General features: G+C 61.3%; 17 protein-coding genes. 4 read left to right on the top strand and 13 right to left on the bottom strand.

The window, feature by feature from the left end; all coding sequences use genetic code 11:
• Window positions 1-79: 79 nt before the first annotated feature.
• Window positions 80-1162: a trypsin-like serine peptidase gene (locus NKI29_RS14850; protein WP_352568254.1), complete on the bottom strand. Its 1083-nt coding sequence runs from the start codon at window positions 1160-1162 to the stop codon at window positions 80-82.
• Between the two features lie 391 nt (window positions 1163-1553).
• Here NKI29_RS14850 and NKI29_RS14845 point away from each other — a divergent pair, with 391 nt between their 5' ends.
• A complete protein-coding gene (locus NKI29_RS14845; protein WP_352568255.1) occupies window positions 1554-2642 on the top strand; it encodes a S1 family serine peptidase in 1089 nt (362 codons plus the stop codon).
• A 67-nt stretch (window positions 2643-2709) separates the two neighbouring features.
• On the opposite strand, the gene NKI29_RS14840 is transcribed toward NKI29_RS14845, so the two are convergent.
• The gene (locus NKI29_RS14840; RefSeq protein ID WP_023675228.1) at window positions 2710-3060 is read right to left on the bottom strand and encodes a hypothetical protein; all 351 of its coding nucleotides are present in this window, start codon (window positions 3058-3060) and stop codon (window positions 2710-2712) included.
• 190 nt (window positions 3061-3250) lie between these two features.
• On the opposite strand from NKI29_RS14840, the gene NKI29_RS14835 reads away from it, so the two are divergent.
• Entirely contained in the window at window positions 3251-3580 is a 330-nt protein-coding gene (locus tag NKI29_RS14835) for a DUF2934 domain-containing protein (RefSeq protein WP_352577436.1), read from the top strand.
• Between the two features lie 47 nt (window positions 3581-3627).
• On the opposite strand, the gene NKI29_RS14830 is transcribed toward NKI29_RS14835, so the two are convergent.
• The 8 genes from NKI29_RS14830 to NKI29_RS14795 form a co-directional block, all read right to left on the bottom strand.
• Window positions 3628-4320 carry a molybdate ABC transporter substrate-binding protein gene (locus NKI29_RS14830; protein WP_352568257.1) on the bottom strand — a complete coding sequence of 231 codons (693 nt, stop codon included), beginning with the start codon at window positions 4318-4320 and terminating at the stop codon, window positions 3628-3630.
• An 82-nt stretch (window positions 4321-4402) separates the two neighbouring features.
• Window positions 4403-5449 carry an L-glyceraldehyde 3-phosphate reductase gene (gene mgrA / locus NKI29_RS14825; protein WP_352644086.1) on the bottom strand — a complete coding sequence of 349 codons (1047 nt, stop codon included), beginning with the start codon at window positions 5447-5449 and terminating at the stop codon, window positions 4403-4405.
• 138 nt (window positions 5450-5587) lie between these two features.
• On the bottom strand, window positions 5588-6736 hold the full coding sequence (locus tag NKI29_RS14820) for a Gfo/Idh/MocA family protein (RefSeq protein WP_352633787.1): 1149 nt from the start codon (window positions 6734-6736) through the stop codon (window positions 5588-5590).
• A 12-nt stretch (window positions 6737-6748) separates the two neighbouring features.
• A complete protein-coding gene (locus NKI29_RS14815; protein ID WP_352644085.1) occupies window positions 6749-7495 on the bottom strand; it encodes a sugar phosphate isomerase/epimerase family protein in 747 nt (248 codons plus the stop codon).
• A 104-nt stretch (window positions 7496-7599) separates the two neighbouring features.
• Window positions 7600-8712, bottom strand: coding sequence for an ABC transporter ATP-binding protein (locus NKI29_RS14810; RefSeq protein WP_352448362.1), 1113 nt, complete (start codon window positions 8710-8712; stop codon window positions 7600-7602).
• A gap of 5 nt (window positions 8713-8717) precedes the next feature.
• Window positions 8718-9653, bottom strand: a complete 936-nt coding sequence (locus NKI29_RS14805; protein ID WP_352588397.1) for a carbohydrate ABC transporter permease — start codon at window positions 9651-9653, stop codon at window positions 8718-8720.
• Entirely contained in the window at window positions 9646-10539 is an 894-nt protein-coding gene (locus tag NKI29_RS14800; RefSeq protein ID WP_352698469.1) for a carbohydrate ABC transporter permease, read from the bottom strand. Before NKI29_RS14800 ends, NKI29_RS14805 begins: the two co-directional genes overlap by 8 nt.
• A gap of 107 nt (window positions 10540-10646) precedes the next feature.
• Window positions 10647-11885, bottom strand: a complete 1239-nt coding sequence (locus NKI29_RS14795; protein WP_352456792.1) for an ABC transporter substrate-binding protein — start codon at window positions 11883-11885, stop codon at window positions 10647-10649.
• Window positions 11886-12278: 393 nt separating this feature from the next.
• Here NKI29_RS14795 and NKI29_RS14790 point away from each other — a divergent pair, with 393 nt between their 5' ends.
• Window positions 12279-13328, top strand: coding sequence for a LacI family transcriptional regulator (locus NKI29_RS14790; protein WP_352644082.1), 1050 nt, complete (start codon window positions 12279-12281; stop codon window positions 13326-13328).
• A gap of 418 nt (window positions 13329-13746) precedes the next feature.
• Here the strand turns inward: NKI29_RS14790 and NKI29_RS14785 are convergent, their stop codons facing one another.
• Window positions 13747-15525, bottom strand: a complete 1779-nt coding sequence (locus NKI29_RS14785; protein WP_352796597.1) for an ATP-dependent helicase — start codon at window positions 15523-15525, stop codon at window positions 13747-13749.
• Window positions 15522-17324 carry an ATP-dependent nuclease gene (locus NKI29_RS14780; RefSeq protein WP_352796594.1) on the bottom strand — a complete coding sequence of 601 codons (1803 nt, stop codon included), beginning with the start codon at window positions 17322-17324 and terminating at the stop codon, window positions 15522-15524. The genes NKI29_RS14785 and NKI29_RS14780 overlap by 4 nt, the downstream gene beginning before the upstream one ends.
• A gap of 477 nt (window positions 17325-17801) precedes the next feature.
• On the opposite strand from NKI29_RS14780, the gene NKI29_RS14770 reads away from it, so the two are divergent.
• The gene (locus NKI29_RS14770; RefSeq protein WP_352796591.1) at window positions 17802-18467 is read left to right on the top strand and encodes a hypothetical protein; all 666 of its coding nucleotides are present in this window, start codon (window positions 17802-17804) and stop codon (window positions 18465-18467) included.
• 228 nt (window positions 18468-18695) lie between these two features.
• On the opposite strand, the gene gnd is transcribed toward NKI29_RS14770, so the two are convergent.
• Window positions 18696-20120, bottom strand: a complete 1425-nt coding sequence (gene gnd, locus NKI29_RS14765) for an NADP-dependent phosphogluconate dehydrogenase (RefSeq protein WP_023675215.1) — start codon at window positions 20118-20120, stop codon at window positions 18696-18698.
• Window positions 20121-20154: the final 34 nt, after the last annotated feature.

The raw sequence follows: 20154 nt of genomic DNA, 5'->3' as shown, positions 1-20154 counted from the left end.
GAAAATGCGAAAGCCGGCGACGGAAATGCTCCGCCGCCGGCCGGTTTTCCGCGACGATCGCGGCGGAAACTCTGCAGGCCTATTTGTACAGGCTGTTGATCCACTGGACGTTGATGGCGTTCAGACGCACGGCTGTGTTGGCATCCGGGCTCTCGGCCACGTTCACGCCGGTGATGACGCGCTGCTTGGAGCCATTGTCGTAGGCATAGACCGAGCTGCCGCTCGATCCTGGATACGTGTCGCAGTCGTACTGGAAATACTCGGTGGCGATGTGTTCGGCGAGCACTTCGCAGGTCGCCTTCCACATCGTGCCCATCGGCTTGTCGCCGGGATAGCCGACGATGTTGGCGGTGAAATCGCCGAGATCCACATAATTGGCATAGCCCAGCCAGCCGAGGTTGGTGCCGACATCCTGCTTCAAGGTGACGATGCCGAGATCCCATGGCACGACCGAGCCGTAAAAGCCCTGGTAATTGTCGATGAAGCCCTGGATGATATAGGCGCTTTCATAGGTGAAGGCGCCGAACGGTGCGTCGTCGGCAGTCTTGCCGTTGAGAGCCGGCACGAACAGGATGTCGTCGAGCCAGGCCTTGTCCTCGTGGCTGTAGAGGCAGTGCGCCGCGGTGAGCACCGTGCGCGGGCCGATCAGTGTTGCCGAACAGCTGCCATAGCTGCCGCTTTTCGATTTGCCTTCGAGGTAGCCGATCGCGGTGAACGGGTAGGTTTTGGTATTCTTGATCTGCTCCCGGTCGTCCGTCCCGAACACCTGGCGGCCGGCCTCTTCGCCTCCGCTCAGCCCGGAATTCTCGGACTTCTGTCCCTCGGCGGGCGCGTTCATTTCCTTGATGACAAGGTCCTTCAGCGTCTCGTTCGGATCGATCTTGATGTCCTTGCCATCGGCGGAGCGGCCGACGATGCCATAGGATTTGACGGCCGTTGCTTCGTCGGTGAGCGGCGCGGCGCGGTTGGCCTCGTCCTCGGTCAGTTTCGGCGGGGCGATCGGTTTCGCCCGGCCGGGCTTGTAATCGCCCGATGTCACATCCCGCATGCTTTCGCCGTTGCCGGCATTGGCGGAACCTGGATCGGCTGCCAAGGCAGGAACCGCCCACATTGCGGTGGAAAGCAACGCGGACGCAATAATGCTATATGTCAGTTTTGTCATGGTGAGACTCTCCCAAAAGTCAGCAAGGACTGGATCAAGATACAGAAATATTGTCGAGATCGTGGTGGCGCAGAAAAATGAAATTGGTTACCGGTGCCTTTACCGGGCCATTATTCAGTGCAGCCAGTTTAGGTCCCCGCCAAAAATGCCTGCAACGGTATACTGCCTAAAATAATCCAACATTGGCAACGACAAATTGCTTCCACATAGCCCGTGGGGGGCTATAGGATTTTGGGCGGGTTTGGCTCGACAGCACGACTAGCAGAAATGGTGCTCGGCTTTGTGACGGATCATGCTTCGCCGTGGAGCATGATCTCACCGGCCGGTTCCATTTCAGTGGATCATGCGTCGGCGACTGACCTGTCGGGAACATCGTCTCAGGGGGTTCGAGGTGAAGATCATCCATAGGTTCAGACCGATTGCCGCCGCCGCACTGCTCGGCATCGCGGCGGCCTTGCCGGCCGTCAATTCCGTTCATGCCACGGACGCGGCCGCGCGGCCGGAGGCGGCGATCTCGCCGATGAAACGCGTGGCCGAGGCCAGGGCCAAGGCCAAGGCGGAGAACCCCGACGGCGCCGATCGCGTCTACGGCGGCAAAGAGGCCGAGAAGGGCGCTTACCCGTTCCAGGTGGCATTGTTGACCACCAACAGACTGGACAAAAGCCCGGCCTCGCAGGCGAATGCGCAGTTCTGCGGCGGCAGCCTGATCGCGCCGCAATGGGTGCTGACGGCGGCGCACTGCCTCAATGACGACGGCGAGCCGATTTCGCCTGATATGGTCACCGTGCTCACCGGCGCCACCGATCTCAGCGAGGGCAAGCGCTACAAGGCGGCGGAGATCATCGTCAACGAGGGCTATAGCGAGCAGACGCTGGACAACGATCTCGGCTTGATCCGGCTGGCCGAGCCGGCCGATGCTCCGACCATCAAAATTGCCCGTGAGCCGACACCGGACACCGGTAAGACGACGGTCACCGGTTGGGGCAAGATGCAGGACGGAGCGTTTCCCACCGCGCTGATGGTCGCCGACCTGGACCTCCAGCCGAACGCAACCTGCAACAGCGGCATCAAGGCGATTTATGCGCATGATTTGAAGGCAGCGCTCGGCGAGCTCGCCCGCCGCATGCGTTACTCGGAAAGGGGCATCGAGGCGGCCGCCAACGCGATTGCAGCTGACATGGCCGATCCGCTGACCGGCAACATGATCTGCGCCGGCACCGCAAGCGGCGAGCGCGACGCCTGCAACGGCGACAGCGGCGGACCGCTATTCATGACCGGCGCCGATGGCCCGGTGCAGGTCGGCGTCGTCAGCTGGGGCGAAGGTCCGGCCGACGGCAGCACCGCCTGCGGCCACAAGAACGCCTACGGCATCTACACGCGGCTGGCCAATTACACCGGCTGGATCGAAGAGAAGATGAAGACGGCAGCGCCGGCAGCGCCCAAAGCCCTCGGCACGGCGCAGAAGCCCGCCACGCCCTGACCGGTGTCATTTGCTGAATGACGGCGGGAGCAATCCCGCCGTTTCTGCCCGGAACCTTAGGTTGGGACTAGAACCAGCGATCGCGGCGCTGGTCTGTGGCGGCCAAGGCGAGGCCCAGTAGCGCCCCTACGGCCGCTCCGAGTATGAAGGCGGACGATATTGTGCCGGGATTCTCCTGGACAACCCCGGACACTGTCTGCGCCCTGTTGCGCAGGGCTTGTGCCGTCCGCGAGGCGCGCTCAGCAGCGTTGCCATACCAATCGCCGGCGTCCTCAATCGCCTCTTCCGCGCGTTCGGCCAAGGTTCGGTTGATCTTGTTGATCTCGCGCCTCAGCTGCGCGACCTGCTTCTCCAGGGCTTCCTGAGCTTCACGTTGAGTCATCTTCGGTGCTGCGGATTCGTTCGGTTCGTCGGCCATTGTAATCTCCTTTGCTCAGGCTCGGCTCAACGGCCGGCCCACTGTGCAGGTTCCTCCGCAAAACGCGTATGTCCGGTGTTTGTTCGGTGAGAAACCGGCTTTTGTCCGGCATGTCTGCGAATTCGGCATCAACATCGGATCGTTCCGGCGCTCCCCGCGTTGGTGAAAACGCCACAAGGGAGGAACCGCCATGGACGACGATCGGCATGAAAAAATTCGGCAGCGAGCCTATGAAATCTGGGTGCGCGAGGGCCGCCCGCACGGCGCACATGAGCGTCATTGGCAGCAGGCGAAACATGAGCTTGACCTCGACGACGCGACAACGGTGCCGGCAGATGATGGCGCGGCCGAGCACGGTCCCACTGGAACGATCGCCAGTTCCGACGTTCTGACGGTCGAGGCACTGGCGATGCGCACCGGGATAACCGGTGATCAGGCGCAAGAGCTGATCGACAGGCTTGGCAACGACAGAGCGACGCTCGAGGAAGCCGCGCGGAACCTCAAGGCAGCCGAAGGTTAGAGCGTGTTTGAGAAGGGGATTCCCAGCGCTGCTTATCAAGCACGCTTTTAGCGGCGCTCGACACCCTTTGCCGCCAGGATGTCATCAACGGCTGCCGACATCAGAAATTCCGACAGCTGCTTGGCAGCTTCTGCGTCCGTTGAATCGGCGCTGATGCCAATGGCGAAGTCAACGTAACTCTGGAGTTCTTCCGGAAACCGACCGACAAGCATGACCTCGGGAGCGGCCGCGAGAATCGAAGTCACGGGAACGACCCCCAACTCGGCTTCCCCACGTCCCACGGCCGGCGCTGTCTGCCCTCCTGGTATGGCCACCAGCTTGGGCTTCACCTCATCCGCTATCCCCAAACGTTCCAGCAAACCGGAGAAGTAGCCACCGCTGGTTCCTTCACTGGCGTAGGCGATCGATCTGGCGCTCTTCAACGCCTGTTCGAATGCTTCCACGGACCCGATGTCGAGCGGTCGACTGCCAGCCTTGGCCGCCACCCCCATTGCTATCCGGCCGAACGCTACCTGGCTCCCCGCCTTGACCTTTCCCAAGGCGGCCAGATCCTGAACCAGGTTCGGATTGGTGATGACGAGGTCAAAAGCTTCCCCAGCCTCAATCTGCTTCTTTACTGTCGGATTGAGCTCCCACTTGACCGCAACTGTGAATCCCGTGGCCGCTTCGAACCGAGGTATGAGCGCAACGACGGCGGGGCGGACCGCAATGGCGCCAAAAAGCCGGATTTCCTGATTCATGGCCTAACCCCGAATCGATCGTAACGACCTTCCTTGGAATGCGTATCTAAGCCTTCATTCGGCGACCAGATGCCGAAGTCGCCTACTTCCTTGACGGACCCTTGCGCTCGGCCGATGCCGCCCAGAGATTGATGTCCGACTCGCGGGCAAAGCTGTCGATCTCGGCGAGCTCTGCATCGCTGAAGTCGAGCGCCTCAAGCGCGCCGACGCAATCCTCGACCTGTTCCGGCCGGCTGGCGCCGATCAGCGCCGACGTCACCCTGCCCCTGCGCAGCACCCAGGCCAGCGCCATCTGCGCCAGCGTCTGGCCGCGGCGACGGGCGATGGCGTTCAGCGCCTCGATATTGGCGACGGACTTGTCGTTGATGAATGCCGGGCGCAGCGACTTGCCCTGGCTGGCGCGGCTGCCATCGGGGATGCCGCCGAGATATTTGTCGGTCAGCATGCCCTGCGCCAGCGGCGAGAACACGATGCAACCGACGCCAAGCCCCTCCAGCGTATCGAGCAGGCCGTCATCCTCGACCCAGCGGTTGAGCATCGAATAGCTCGGCTGATGGATCACGCAAGGCGTGCCGAGCTGCTTCAATATATCGGCGGCCTCGCGGGTGCGCTGCGAATTATAGGAGGAAATGCCGGCATAGAGCGCCTTGCCCGAGCGCACCGCGTGATCGAGCGCGCCCATCGTTTCCTCCAGCGGGGTGTCGGGGTCGAAGCGGTGCGAATAGAAGATGTCGACATAGTCGAGCCCCATCCGCTTCAGGCTCTGGTCGAGGCTGGCCAGCACATATTTGCGGCCGCCCCATTCGCCATAAGGCCCTGCCCACATTTCGTAGCCGGCCTTGGTCGAGATGATCAGCTCGTCGCGATAGCCGGCAAAGTCCTTCCGCAGGATCTCGCCGAACGCCCGCTCCGCCGAGCCGGGCTGCGGGCCGTAATTGTTGGCGAGGTCGAAATGCGTGATGCCGAGGTCGAAGGCCTTGCGCGTAATCGCCTGCTTGGTTCTATGCGGCGTGTCGTCGCCGAAATTGTGCCACAGCCCAAGCGAGATCGCCGGCAGCTTCAAGCCGGAGCGCCCGCAGCGATTGTAGATCATCTTTTTGTAGCGGTTCTCGGCGGGGACATAGGGCATGGGAAATCCTCATATCTCATATCGAAACGCGCCCGACGGCTGCCGACGCGATGACGGGCAAGTCGGCTCCAGCCTCACCCTTAGCCTCTCCCCGCGCAAACGGGGAGAGGCTGTTGCGGTCCTTGGGAGGTGCGCCGCCTACTTCGTTTTCTTCTTCGCCAGCAGCTCCTTCGCCGCCTTGACGCCGAGTGCCGCGGGCCGCTCGCAGCTGGTCTGCATGGCAACGAACTTTCCGGTCTCGCCCGAGCGCAACAGGCCGGTCATGACGTCGACGGCATGCAGCGCCAGTTCCATCGAGCAGCGGTGCGGCCTGCCTTCGGTAATCGCTATCGCCATATCGGCAAGGCCGGCGGTGCGGTAGTTGGCCATCATGCCTTGCGAATGCATCTCGTTGGGCACGCCGAACGGATGCGGCCATTTCGGCAGCTTCTTGACCGGCTTGGCGGCCTCGGTGAAACGCACGTCGCCGCCGAAGAAGTTCGGATCCGGCACGAACACCGTGCCGGCCTCGCCATAGAGTTCCATCGGCGCGTGGCCGTGGCTCCAGACATCCCAGCTGGTGTTGAGCGTCACCACGGCGCCGTTCTCGAACTCCAGCACGCCGTGGATCGTCGTCGGCGTGGAGACCGGGATCTTTTCGCCGGCGCGCGGCTTCGAGCTGATGATGCGTTCCGTCATCGGGATCGAAGCGAAGGCCGCGACCCGCTTCACCGGCCCGATCAGCTGGATCAGGTTGGTGATGTAATAGGGTCCGATATCGAGCACCGGCCCGGCGCCCGGCTGAAAGAAGAAGTCCGGATTGGGGTGCCAATGCTCCATGCCATGGCTCATCACATGACATGTGCCGCTGGTGACCTTGCCGAGCCTGCCGGTGTCGATGAGGTCGCGGACAAGCTGGTGCGCGCCGCCGAGGAAGGTGTCGGGGGCCGAACCGATGCGCAGCCCCTTGCTTTCCGCCCGTTTTTTCAGGTCGAGCCCTTCCTTGACCGACAGCACGAAGGGCTTCTCCGAATAGACGTGCTTGCCGGCATCGAGGATCTGCTTCGACACCTCGTAATGCACCGCCGGAATGGTCAGGTTGACGATGATGTCGATATCGTCGGCCTTGAGCAGCCCCTCGACGGTCTCGGCGCGCAGCTTGAACTCTTTTGCCCGCGCTTTCGCCGCTTCCATGTTGATGTCGGCGCAGGCGCGCATCTCGATGCCGCGAAACAGCGGCGCCAGCGAGAAATACGCCTTCGAGATGTTGCCGCAGCCGATGACGCCGATGCCAAGTTTTGTTGCCATGCTGGTGTGCTCCTAATAGGTCTTGGCGGCTGCGATCGAGCGGCGGGCGAAGCGCTCGATATCGTTGGGATTGTCCTGTTCCATGACGTAGTATTTTGCGGCGCTTTTGGCGTGTAGCGCCTTGATCAGGCCGGGCCAGTCGATGGTGCCGTGGCCGACGTCGGACCAGCCGTCCTCGTCGAGGCCCTCGCCCGGCTTGGCCAAGTCCTTGACATGGACGGCGACGATGCGCTTGCCGTGCTTCTCGATCCAGGGCAGCGGATCGACGCCGCCGCGCACCACCCAGGCGACGTCCATCTCCCAGCCGATGTCGGGCGCGGAGGACAGGATATGGTCCTGCGGCACCGAGCCGTCGGCAAGCGCCTTGAACTCGAAATCATGGTTGTGCCAGGCAAAGCCATAGCCGGCTTTCCTGGCCGTCTCGCCGACCTTGGCCAGGCGTTCGCCGAAGCCGCGCCAGCCGGCTGTATCGGCCGGCCTGAACTCGGCGTTCAGGAACGGGCAGATGAGCAGCGTGATGCCGAGCGCGTCGGCCGTCCTGCGCACGCCGTCGAAATCCTTCTCGAGCGCGTCGATCGAGAAATGCCCGGTCGGCATGGCGAGCCCGTTCTTGTCGAGCTCGGCACGGAACGCCTTGGGACCGTCATAGACGCCGCCGAACCCTTCGACTTGGCTGTAACCAAGCTCCCCCAGCATCTTGAGCACGCCCTCCCAGGGCTGGAAATTGCGGGCGCTGTAAAGTTGGAATGACCAGTTCATCGTCTCTGTCCGTTTTCTTGTGGATGGTTAGTTTTGGGGGGATGAGTCTTGGGGGAGTGGAAGAGTCTTGGGAGTGGAAGAGTCTTGGGAGGCTAAATCATGCTCTAGAGGCGGTTACCTGTGGCGGCGTCGAAAAGCGAGGCGCGCATCGGGTCGAAACCGATGCCGACCGCCTCGGCGTTGTTTGGCGTGCGCTCGGCTGTCACCCGCACCGTGAAATTCTGGCCGGCGAGCTTCAGCCAGACCAGCGTGTCGGAACCCATGGGCTCGACGACCTCGACATTTGCCGTGGCTGCGAACGGCCATCCCGTGCCGCTGTTGAACGCCACGTGCTCGGGGCGGATGCCGAACACGGCCGGCCCTGGCACCGGGTCCTTCTCGAAAGCATAGGTGGCAAGCGGTATCCGCACATCCTCGGCGACGAAGTGCCAGTCGCCTGCAGCTTGCTCCAGTCTGCCGTCGAGGAAGTTCATTGCCGGCGAGCCGAGGAAGCCGGCGACAAACCGGTTGACCGGCCGGTTATAGATGGTCTGCGGCGCATCGAGCTGCTGGATGACGCCGCCCTTCATCACCGCGATACGGTCGGCCAGCGTCATCGCCTCGATCTGGTCGTGGGTGACGTAGATCATGGTGTTCTCGAGCTTGCGATGCAGCAGCTTGATTTCGACGCGCAATTCCGCGCGCAGCTTGGCGTCGAGGTTGGAGAGCGGTTCGTCGAACAGAAAGACATCGACGTCACGCACAAGTGCGCGCCCGATCGCCACGCGCTGGCGCTGGCCGCCGGACAGCGCCGCCGGCTTGCGATGCAAAAGCGGTTCGATCTGCAGGATCTCGGCGGCCCGGGCGATGCGCTTGGCGATCTCGTCCTTGGCGAGGCCGGCAACGCGCAGCCCGAACGACAGGTTCTTCTCCACCGTCATCTGCGGATAGAGCGCGTAGGACTGGAACACCATGCCGATGCCGCGATCCTTGGGCTCTTCCCAGGTGACGTTCTTGCCCTTGATGAAGATGCGGCCTTCGGAAACGTCGAGCAGCCCGGCAATGCAGTTGAGCAAGGTCGACTTGCCGCAGCCGGACGGGCCGAGCAGCACGATGAATTCGCCTTCGGCAACATCGAGGTTGAGCGTCTGCAGCACCGATATCGCACCGAAATTCAGCGACAGGTTCTGGATCGAGACGCTGGTGCCGTTTGCCGCAATGCTGCCGTTTGCGTTCATCGCCATCATCCTTTCACCGCGCCGGCGGCGATGCCGCGCACAAACAATTTTCCGGACAGGAAATAGACGATCAGCGGCACCAGGCCGGTCAGGATGGTGGCTGCCATGTTGACGTTGTATTCCTTCACGCCTTGCACCGAGTTGACGATGTTGTTGAGCTGCACCGTCATCGGATAGGTGTCGGGGCGGGTGTAGACGACGCCGAACAGGAAGTCGTTCCAGATGCCGGTCACCTGCAGGATGATGGCGACGACAAAGATCGGCAGCGACATCGGCAGCATGATGCGGAAATAAATGCCCCAGAAGCCGGCGCCATCGACACGCGCTGCCCGGAACAGCTCCTCCGGCATGGAGGTAAAGTAGTTGCGGAACAACAGTGTGAGGATCGGCATGCCGAAGATGGAATGGACGATCACCAGGCCGCTGAGGCTGCCGTAAAGGCCGACTTCGCGCAGGATGATGACGATCGGATAGATCATCACCTGATAGGGGATGAAGGCGCCGACGATCAGGATGATGAAGAAGGTGTCGGCACCTTTGAAGCGCCAGTTGGCAAGCGCATAGCCGTTCACCGAGGCGAGCGCGATCGACAGGATCACCGACGGGATGGTGATGCGCACCGAATTCCAGAAGCCACGCGACAGCCCGTCGCAGTTGAGCCCGGTGCAGGCGCTCGACCAGGCCTTGACCCAGGGCTCGAAGGTGATCTCCATCGGCGGCGAAAAGATGTTGCCGAGGCGTATCTCGGGCATGCCTTTGAGCGACGTCACCACCATCACATAGAGCGGCAAAAGATAGTAGAGCGCCACCACGATCAGCGTGCCGTAGAGGAAGATGTTGCGGCGCGAGAACGTGTGGCGCGGCTTCGGTCCGCTCGGCCCGTAGGCTTCGAGCCCGCCGGCGCCGCCAATAGCGGGCAATGAAACGGTATGGTCAGACACGCTTCTTGCCTCCGAACTCAAGATAGGCCCACGGCACGATGACAATGATCACCGACACCAGCATCATCGTCGAAGCGGCGAACCCTTGGCCGAGGTTCTGGGCAAAGAACATGTAGTCATAGACATATTTGGCCGGGACTTCGGAGGCGATGCCGGGCCCGCCGCTGGTCTGGGCGACAACCAGGTCATAGATCTTGACGATACCGGCAGCGATGATGACGAGCGTGGTGATGAAGACCGGCCGCATCATCGGTATGATGATGAACAGATAGGTCTTCCAGGTTGGTATCCCGTCGACCCGCGCTGCCTTCCAGATATCCTCGTCGATGCCGCGCAGGCCGGCCAGCATCAGGCACATGATGAGCCCGGTGCCCTGCCAGAGAGCGGCGATCAATATGCCGTAGATGACGATGCTGGAATCATAGAGCGGATTGAAGCTGAAGCTCTCCCAGCCGAGGCTGCGCACCACTGCCTGGACACCGAACTCGGGGTTGAGCAGCCACTGCCAGACGAGGCCGGTGACGATGAAGGACAGGGCGAAGGGATAGAGGAAGATGGTCCGGAACGTGTCCTCGAACCGGATCTTCTGGTCGAGCAGGGCGGCAAGCAGGAAGCCGATCACCAGCGAGAACAGCAGCGACAGCACGCCGTAGATCAGCAGGTTCTCGATCGAGACCAGCCAGCGCGGCACCGACCACAGCCGGTAGTACTGGTCGAGCCCGACGAAATTCAGCCGTGGCAGGAGCTTCGAACTGGTGAAGGAATAAAGCACCGTCCACGCGCTGCCGCCGACAAAGATCACCAGCGCGGTGAGGATCATTGGGATCGAGGCGATCTTCGCATTGAGGTTGCGAAAGAGTTGGCTAGGGCGTTCGCTCTTGCTCATCTGCACAGCCGCGCTGGATCGGGTAAGGGCCGGAGGGTCAAGAGGCCTTGACCCGAGCTCCCGACCCTGCGTTTGCAGGGGCGGGAGTGAGGCGGTCGGTCGATCGCTCAATCGGCCGAACCGACAATGGCGGCGAAGCGCTTCTGCGCATCTTCCACGGTCATGTCCTGCTTGGCGAAGAACTCGGAGAAAAGATCCTCCTTCTGCTTCTGCGTATCCTGCGAAAGCAGCTGGTCGGTCCACGGCATGACATTGCCCTTGGCGAGAATTTCGAGCCCCTTCTTCATGCAGTCGTTCGCCGCCTTGAGGTCGACGTCGCCGCGAACCGGCAGCGAACCTTTCTTGAGATTGAAGGCGACCTGCGTCTTGGGATCGAGCAGCGTGTGGGCCAGCACTTCCTGTGCCTTCGATTTTTCGGGATCCTTCAGCAGCGGGAAGTAGAAAGCGTCGCCGCCGGTGGCGATGACCTCGTTGAGACCGAGGCCCGGAAGGCAAGTATAGTCCTTGCCGGCGGTCTGGCCGGCAACCTGGAACTCGCCCTGCGCCCAGTCACCCATGATCTGGCCGCCGGCCTTGCCGGTGATGACCAGATTGGTGGCCTGGTTCCAGTCCTGCACATTGGTGTTCTTGGCCATCTTGCGGGCGTCGTCCGCGGCCTTGAAGACCTTGGCGACCTCGGGCCCGGCGGCGAATTCCGCGTCCTTGTCCTTGTAGACCTTGAGGAAGGCGTCGGTGCCGCCGACCGCCGCAAGCAGCACGTCGAAAGCGCCGGAGGCCTGCCAGGGCTGGCCGCCGACCGCTAGCGGCTGGATGCCTGCCTTTTCAAGCGCGGGCGCCGCAGCGACATATTCATTCCAGTTCTTCGGCACCGGCACGCCGGCTTTTTCGAAGGCCGCGTTCGACAGCCACAGCCACTGCCAGGAGTGGATGTTGACCGGCACGCAATAGATCTTGCCGTCGAGGGTACAGCCGTCGAGCAGGCTCTTCGGCTGCACGATTTCCGTCCACTTTTCCTTGGTGGCGAGATCGGTGAGGTCGCGCATCAGCCCGGCCTGCACCAATTCTTCCGCCTGCCGGCCGTGATTGAACTGGGTCGCGCCCATCGGGTCGCCGCCGGTGATGCGGCTGATCATGATCGGCCGCGCCGTGCCGCCGGAGCCGGCGATGGCGCCGTCAACCCAGTGATTGCCGGTTGCGTCGAAAGCCTTGGCGAGTTCGGCGACCGCCGCCGCCTCGCCGCCGGAGGTCCACCAATGGGTGACTTCCAGATCCGTCGCGGCCGCCGGGCCGGCAAATTGCAGCGCGACCGTCGCAGCCAGCGCAGCAGTCATGAGTTGGTATCGCATTTCGTTCCTCCCAGAATCTGAAACGTTACAGATTTTCGATACGGCAATTGCTTGAGGCGCGCAACCCCTCAGGCGAAGGTGGCATCAAGTTTTTTCGAAGCGCGAATAAAATCGCACGGCTCGCCGGCCTACCGCATCGCAACAAGAGGGGTTGCACTGCAAAATGGAATGCTGCGACGCCAAAAAATCGGAAAAGCCCGTTCCAATCACGGTTTTGCACCGACTGCAGCACCGCTCGTTCTGCATCTGTCACCAGTGATATGGCGATGGTCGTGACAATCTGTAACGTTTCAGTATATAGCGGTTTCATTCGGTGAGGGTCCGCGGTGAACCCGCGGCCCGCCGATTGCCGGCCTGTCCGGCAACTGTTATGCGCCTGACGGGGCGGGATGAATGAACAGGCACCAAAAAGAGAAGGCCGACGAAGCGTCGGGCCAGGGCCGGCCGACACTGAAGACGCTCGCCTTCATGACCGGGCTGGGCGTCACCACCGTGTCGCGCGCGCTGAAGGATGCGCCCGAGATCGGCGCCGAGACCAGGCGGCGCGTCCAGCTTGTCGCCAAGCAGATTGGTTATCGGCCCAACCGTGCCGGCGTCCGCCTGCGCACCGGCAAGACCAATGTCATCAGCCTGGTGCTCAACACCGAGCACGAGATCATGAGCTTTGTCTCGGATATCATCTACGGCGTTTCCGAAGTCATTGCCGACACGCCCTACCATTTGATCGTGACACCCTACTCGCGCTCGCAGGATCCGCTCGACCCGATCCGCTACCTCGTGGAAACCGGTTCAGCCGACGGCGTCATCATTTCGCGCACGCAGCCGAACGATCCGAGGGCCCGTTATATGCTGGAGCGCGGCATCCCCTTTGCCACGCATGGCCGCACCGATATGGGGCTGATCCATCCCTACCATGATTTCGACAATTACGCTTTCGCAGCCGAGGCGGTGCGCCATCTGGCCGGCCTCGGCCGTCGCCGCCTGGCTCTGTTGGCGCCGCCGGTCGAGCTGACCTATCACGGCCACACGCTCGCAGGCTTTGCCGATGCGCTGAGCGAGGTCGGCGCCAGCGAGATTCCGTTCAACACCGTTTCGATCGATCATTCGATCGAGCAGATCAGAATGCGGACCGCGCAGCTGATGCGCCGCGAAAGCCGCCCGGACGGTTTCATCAGCAGCGCCGCCGCCGCGACGCTCGCCATCGTCGCCGGCATCGAAGACGCCGGCCTCAAGCTTGGCCGCGATGTCGATGTGGTGTCCAAACAATCGTCGGAGCTTCTGCACCTGTTTCGCAGCGAATTGCTGGTCGTCAACGAGAACTTCCGACTGGCCGGCGCCGAACTCGCCCGCTCGGTGCTGGGCTGGATCGGCGGCGCCGCACCCGGCACCCTGCAAAGCCTGAGCGAGCCGGGCGAAGTGCAGGCCTATCGCCGCCCGGCGTGAGCGGGATATGTTCAAATTGCATTTCTGCGACGCCAAGTGCTTCCACTTGGCTGCAAAATGCGCGCTGCTGACTGGCAATCTTGGGCCGGAAGCGGAAGGTCAGCTTTGGAGCTGCAGTCTCACGAACGGACGTACGGTTCTCTGCCAACTATGGCCACTCTTGGCCCGAGCGGACAGTGTGTTCCCATGCAATTCTGACGGCATGTACTGACAATCGCGTCTTGAGGGGTGTTGAGCTCAATGACTATCGGGTGGGACGCTCGCGCTCCAAACCGCCGATATTTGACGGCGAGGCGTCAGCGCATCCAGTGCGGCTTAGAAAGCGCTGTCACTCACTTCGCGATGAAGAGAGAAACAACGACTATTGGTACATTGCGCCAACCGGTTTGGCCGCAGGCTCAGCAGCTATCCCCCGAGTTCAGCCGCTCGCCTGTAGTCGTTGATAGACCTCAGCGACGAACGGCGAGTGGTTTCCTTCCTGATAAACGATGTGCAGAGCCTTACGCGGCCGCGTCACCCCGACGTAGAATTGGCGGCGCGCCTCGAGTTTCTGGCCCACAGTCTTGTCGTAGTAGTGCGGGATCACGTCCGCATTCATTGCGAACAGGATCACAACGTCCCACTCACGTCCCTTCGCGCTGTGCAGCGTGCTTAGCGTCAGACGACCTTCTCCTTCGACCCACCCGGCGAACGTTGAGAGCGGGATGTGGATGTCGCCGGTTTCAGGGTCAGTCCGCTCCCGCATACGGTCCAGGCCACTCCAATCCCCCATTGGATTTCGTGCGCGGGCACGCCAGGACGTTCCTACTTCATCCTCGAAATTCTGGAGCCATTTGTGCGCATCGGGGTCGGTCCCAATACCCTTATGGAGAAATCTCATCAGTTCGTCGCGGATATCGGCACGTTCCAGATTTGAAGCATCTGACCCGTAAACAAGGGAGCTGGCTTCGCGCGCGAGGTCAAGAAAAGGCGGATCAGCTGATTTCCAGCCCCCCGACTGCCATGCCGCAGCGCGCTCCAAAAATCGGCTGAGCCGCAGACTCCTTTTTACCAGAGCATTGTTGTCAGCCCTTACGATGGGAACTCCCCCTACTGCCGCTGCGAGGGCAAGCGAATTGGACTGCTTGACCGTTCGATAGAGTATTGCAATCTCGCTGAGCGGTGTCCCGGCTGCCATTATCGGGGGTAGAAGCTTCTTGAAAACGTAGTCAGCCTGAGTGTCGAGATCACCTGCCACGCCGTGGAAATCGACAGTGCCAATGCCGGCGTTCGGCCTGCCCTGATAGTCCCTGGCCTCTCCAAGTGCTGCAAGCGATGCCGCAATGATGCGGGTACCGGAGCGGTAGTTGAAGCGCAGTCGGATGGGGATCACATCGTCTCGTTCGCTTAGGCTCTTCAGAAGCTCCGGTGCCGCGCCCTGGAACCCGTACATGGATTGATCTGCGTCGCCGACGGCGAATAGGCGGATCCCCGCGCCAAAGCAGAGCAACAGCACCAGTTCGTGTAGCGCATGCCCGAGGTCTTGGTACTCGTCGACGAAGAGGACCGGGTACTTTGCGCGCACCGCATTGCGTATCCATTGGTGCTGCTTAACCAGGCGGTAGGCGAGGAGCGGCATATCGTCGAAATCGACGAGTCCCTGACCGTGTAGGTCAGCCTCATAGGCCTCGACGAACGCAACTAGCTCGGGATTGTTAGCCCATTCTGGCGCGTCGCGGTCGACCTGGTCGCGCCTCTTCTCGGCTGCGAACTTCCAGCGTTCGTGGGGATTGCCGGGTCCGCCGATCGTCTTGGCAAATGCACGTTCCACCGCACCCCGGCGCTCAGCGTCGGTCGCCGGCCGGGCATCGGTGAGCTCCGGCATGGCACAACGCGCATATGGCAAGAGGATCTGGGTAAACGCGAAGCTATGCACCGTGCCGATAAACACATACCGGTTCTCTTCGATTCCGAGCTTCGCCAAGCGCTCCTGCAGCTCAAGCACACACTCGTTGTTGTAGGTGATGCAGGCAATCCCGCGGGGCTCAAGCACGTCCTCGATGAGTGTCCGTACCATCGCCGTCGTCAGTGTTTTGGTTTTCCCGCTACCGGGGCCAGCCAACACCACACAGTGGCCCTTTGCATTGACGGCGCCGAGTTGTTCCTGATTGTCGCCCAGGGCGGCGATCGCTTCCTCCAAAAGCCGAGTGTCGGTCATTCCAGCTTGCCCAGCAGATCCTTGATCGCGTCGGTAATGTACGCCGGAGGTGCCAGCCCCTTCAGAGCCTCTCCCAATTGTGTCGCGAATCGGCCCTTGCTGACGTACCCAATCATCAGCATTAACTGGTGCGGATCGAGATTGGCGGGTGTCTGCTGCCAGTCTGTCACTCGGGCAGTGAGGACAAGACCGAAGTCCTGCTTGGCCAGGACACCTAGCAGCGGCTGCAAGAGGTTGGGAGTGTTCGCGATCTCTGTCTCGAGCGTCGAACCATTAAGGTAGATCCCGTGTTCCTTTGCCCTCTTATGCAGCTCACCCACATCCTTGGTCATCTGCTCGATGACCGGCGGTTCAAGCGGAGCACGACCGTCGGCCGAACGGATAAGAGGCACAAGCGTGAGGGCACGCCGCCAGCCTACGGACATGCCCTCCTTGTTCATATCCCAGTCGGTGATGATGACGAACGGGATGTGCAGCGCCGCGGCGAGTTTGGCGTAGGGCGCGAAGTTCGTCCCTCCCACCGAACACACCGACACCCCAAGCTCGTCGAGATGATGGCCCATGGTCTCGGCGAAGATCGGGATCAGCTCGCTCTCGGCATCGCCTTCCACGAAGATGATCCCGCGAGCGAAAAGCATGTCTGCGCGGGTGGCGTCGAGATATCGCTCCAGATCGTCCAGATCTTCCTTCGACAACGGAAGCTTTGCAACCGAGTATGCGCCGGCAGATGACTCGCCCGTGTCGCGCAGATGAACGAGGGACCGTATCGGCGCTACGCTCGCGATGCTTGGAGAATGCGTGGTCAGGATGAGGCTTCGCGTGATCTCCTCGCCTTCGGCCTGCTGCTCGGCAAACAGAGCGCTGAAGACCTTTCGTTGCAGATGAGGGTGTAGATGCGCCTCGGGCTCCTCGACAGCGACGATTGTGAAATTGCGTTCGTTCTTCGTCCGGCGCCACTCGAACTCAGCGAGGCGCAGGGTCAGAAGTGCGAGATTGGCTGATCCTAAGCTCGCTTCGCCTATCGTCCTCAGCCCTTCGTCGATGAGCAACTTTATGCTGCGAAATAGGCGCAGCGGGTCGGTCGAGGCAAACCCGAACTTGGCCTTGATGTCGTGATGGTCGCCAGCCAGCGCCACCATCTGCGCCCGCAGGTTCCTCTCTAGGTCCTCAATGGGCTTGAGACCGGTGAGCGAGGCTGTTGCGGCGTTGATCTGCGTGCTGACCTTGTTGAGGTTCGCGGTATCGACTTTGGAGATTGCATCATCGATCAGGGGCCTCAGTGGAGAACCGCGCCAAGTCGCAAGTTCGCTCTCAGCATCGCGAAGTGCCGGGAGCACGTCGAGACAGATGCGCCTTCGCAAGTCGGGGCTTAGCCCGCGAGTTTCGACGCCGCCGCCGAAGATCTTGAACTCGTAGTCGCTTTCGGTGGGGCTTTTCCCGGCGCCATGCTTTTTGCGGAACACGTAGCTCAGTCGAGCGACCGTATGGTCAGCAGCGAGGCGATAGTCGGTCAGTAAGGCGGCAACCGCCGGGGAACCGTCGAAGTCCCCGAAATCGATATGCACTTCGATGGTTGGCCCCGCTTCACGTTCCCCGGCCGACAAGCCGTCCCAGAAGTCGCTGAGCTTGAGGTACCGCGCACTGTCGGGCAGGCTCGCGTCGAGCACTAGCCGCATCGCATGGAGAAGGTTGCTCTTACCTACGCGGTTCTCGCCTAGAATGACCACGTTGCGGTCTAACGGGACATCGACATTCGGAAGATTGCGGAAGTTCCGTATCTGAAGCCGGGCTATGTGCATGACGGTCCACCCAATATATATGCGGCATACTGTTCCACTGTATCGCCCGATTCAACGCTCCGCGCAGTCGGTCCCTCGGATCTTTTAAGGATCGACGCTGCGCGACTATCGAGATGTTATTATTCTGGAGCAAAAACCTCGGTGTACTTTGACCTGGACGGTGTGGTGCGTCTGACGTTGTGCCCCTCAGTGTGAAGAAACACAGGGTATAAATCTCACTTCTGGATTCGAAAGGGACGTATCCATTGGTGCTGATGAAGCCGCCACTTCAAGTGGCTAGGAAGAAGTAGGTTTGGGCGAACTGACGGGGTCGCGAAACGACATCCGCCAGCATTGGAGAGCAAACCGTTGGAAACAGGGTTTTCATTTCTGTGCACCTGCCAGCCTAATTATCGAGTGAAGAAACCGGTTTATCCCTTGTGTCGACAGAAAATTTGAAGTGATGCTTGGCTGCAATCTACACTAAGCGGGGCACATATGTCTGTTCTGGATATTCCTCTGCGAAAGGCGCTGCAATTGTTCTATGCGCCGCAGTCGTTGCGGCGGACAATTTTGAAGGAGGATATTCGGCTTGACCGCATAAAAGAAGCCGGCGGCACTAGAAGCCGAGGCGGCGATTTCTATTTGCCTTTTTGGTCAGACGTCAAACGGCATATATCGGGCGACGGTGATCTAACACAACTGACTGACGACCGTATAAAGTCAAACAGGAGTTTTAGGCGACTATACCCGCTGCTGAAAGACGGCGTCCTCGAATTGCTCAGTGCGAAGTTGCGTTGGTCAAACGAACCAGTTGAAATCGTCCCCCAAAGCGTGCACGGTCACCTGCGAATTGAGTATCTAGGTGGCACAATTCGCATAAGGGATGCGCTTCACGCGCGCGTCAGGAGTGAATATACCCGCGTCGTGTACCCCTATTTCAGCGAAGAACCGGCGCTCCCCGAAGAGGGCGGAAGGTTGGGCCTATGGGTGATGCAACAAGCGCTGACGGAACTTGATCCAGGTGACATGCGTATTATCGACGCTCTTCGTCGGACATTCTACTCGCCGCAAACGACGCCGCTGCAAGGTAACGAAGAGGCGGTTTTCCGTGAAAATTACAGGTCGCTGATCGGCGAGTGGGAGCGCCTAAAGCATGAATGAGAGTTGCGGACTTCCTTCCACGAAGGAACCCATGAGAGCCTAGCAAGCGCCCGTAAGCAGGATCTGCACATTAGCTGGCGGCAAAACGGCATTCCCGCGCTACCATTCCGTGGGGAGTCTTGATAAGAAGCCAGCAGTTCGTTTGCCATCAGGTCATGTTTGATCGTTACGATCAGCGGCAGCTCCTAGATTTGTCGACGAGACGGCGGAGCGGCCGATAATGCGGCGCTAACCCGCCGCGCCGCTTCCCCATGGGCCATGGAAAGCGCCCTGCCCATCGATGCGCTCGAAGCCGTGCGCGCCGAAGAAATCGCGCTGCGCCTGGATCAGGTTCGAGGTGCCGCGGCCCTGCCGGTAACTGTCGAAATAGGCAAGTGCAGATGACAGGGCCGGCACCGGCGAGCCGGCTTCGGCCGCCCTTGCGACGACACGGCGAAGCGACGGATGTGCCTCCTGCATCAATGAGACGAAAGCCGGCGCCATCAACAGGTTGGTGGCTGCGCCGCCGCCGCCGAAGGCCTCCGCCATCGTATCCAGCAATTGCGAGCGGATGATGCAGCCGGCCCGCCAGATCTTGGCGATGACCGGCATCGGCAGGTTCCAGTTGAATTCCTTCGACGCGCCGCTCATCACCGCGAATCCTTGCGCGTAGGCGGCGATCTTGCCGGCAAACAGAGCCAGCTCGAGATCGGCGAGCAGGGCGTCCCTGTCTCCGGAAATCTTGCTCACGCCGCCGCCATAGACCTTTTCGGCGGCAAGCCGCTCGTCCTTGATCGACGACAGTACGCGTGCCGCCACAGCCGCTTCGATCGCGGTGGCCGGGATACCGAGCTGCTGCGCCTCGATCACCGACCATTTGCCGGTGCCTTTCTGGCCGGCGCGGTCGAGGATGATGTCGACCACCGGTTTGCCGGTCTTGGGATCGTCGGCGGCCAGCACCTTGGCGGTGATCTCGATCAGGTACGAATTGAGCCTGCCCGTGTTCCACTGGGAAAACACCTCAGCGATCTCTTTCGGCCCCATGCCGAGCCCGTCGCGCAAGATGCCGTAGATCTCGGCGATCATCTGCATGTCGGCATATTCGATGCCGTTGTGGATGGTCTTGACGAAATGGCCGGCGCCGTCGGTGCCAAGCCACGCCGCGCAAGGCTCGCCCTTGAACTTGGCCGAGATCGCGGTCAGCACCTTTTCGACGCGCTTCCAGGACTCTTCGGTGCCGCCGACCATGATAGAGGGACCGTGGCGTGCGCCCTCCTCGCCGCCGGACACGCCCATGCCGATGAAGGTCAGGCCCGAATCGGTAAGCTCGGAGAAGCGCCGCATCGTATCGCGGAAATTGGCATTGCCGGCGTCGATGACGATATCGTTGGCCGACAGCACACCGCGCAATGCCGCGATCTGCTCGTCGACCGGCTTGCCGGCCAGCACCATGATGATGATCGGCCGCGGCGGCCGGATCGCGGCGGCCAGTTCTTCGAGGCTGTAGCAGGGCACCACCCTATCCCGAAGCGCGCCGGCATTTTCGACAAAGGCATCGGTGCGCGCCGCGGTGCGATTGAAGACGGCGATGCGGTGCCCCTTCTCGGCGATATTGAGCGCCAGGTTGGAGCCCATCGTGCCAAGGCCGATCAGGCCTATTTCGGCTTTTTCCATCGTTTCTTCCCTGCTTTCGGATCTTGTTGCTTTG

This window comes from Mesorhizobium sp. M0678 (assembly GCF_040320505.1).
Taxonomy (GTDB): Bacteria; Pseudomonadota; Alphaproteobacteria; order Rhizobiales; family Rhizobiaceae; genus Mesorhizobium.
This window is presented reverse-complemented; position numbering and strand designations above follow the sequence as displayed.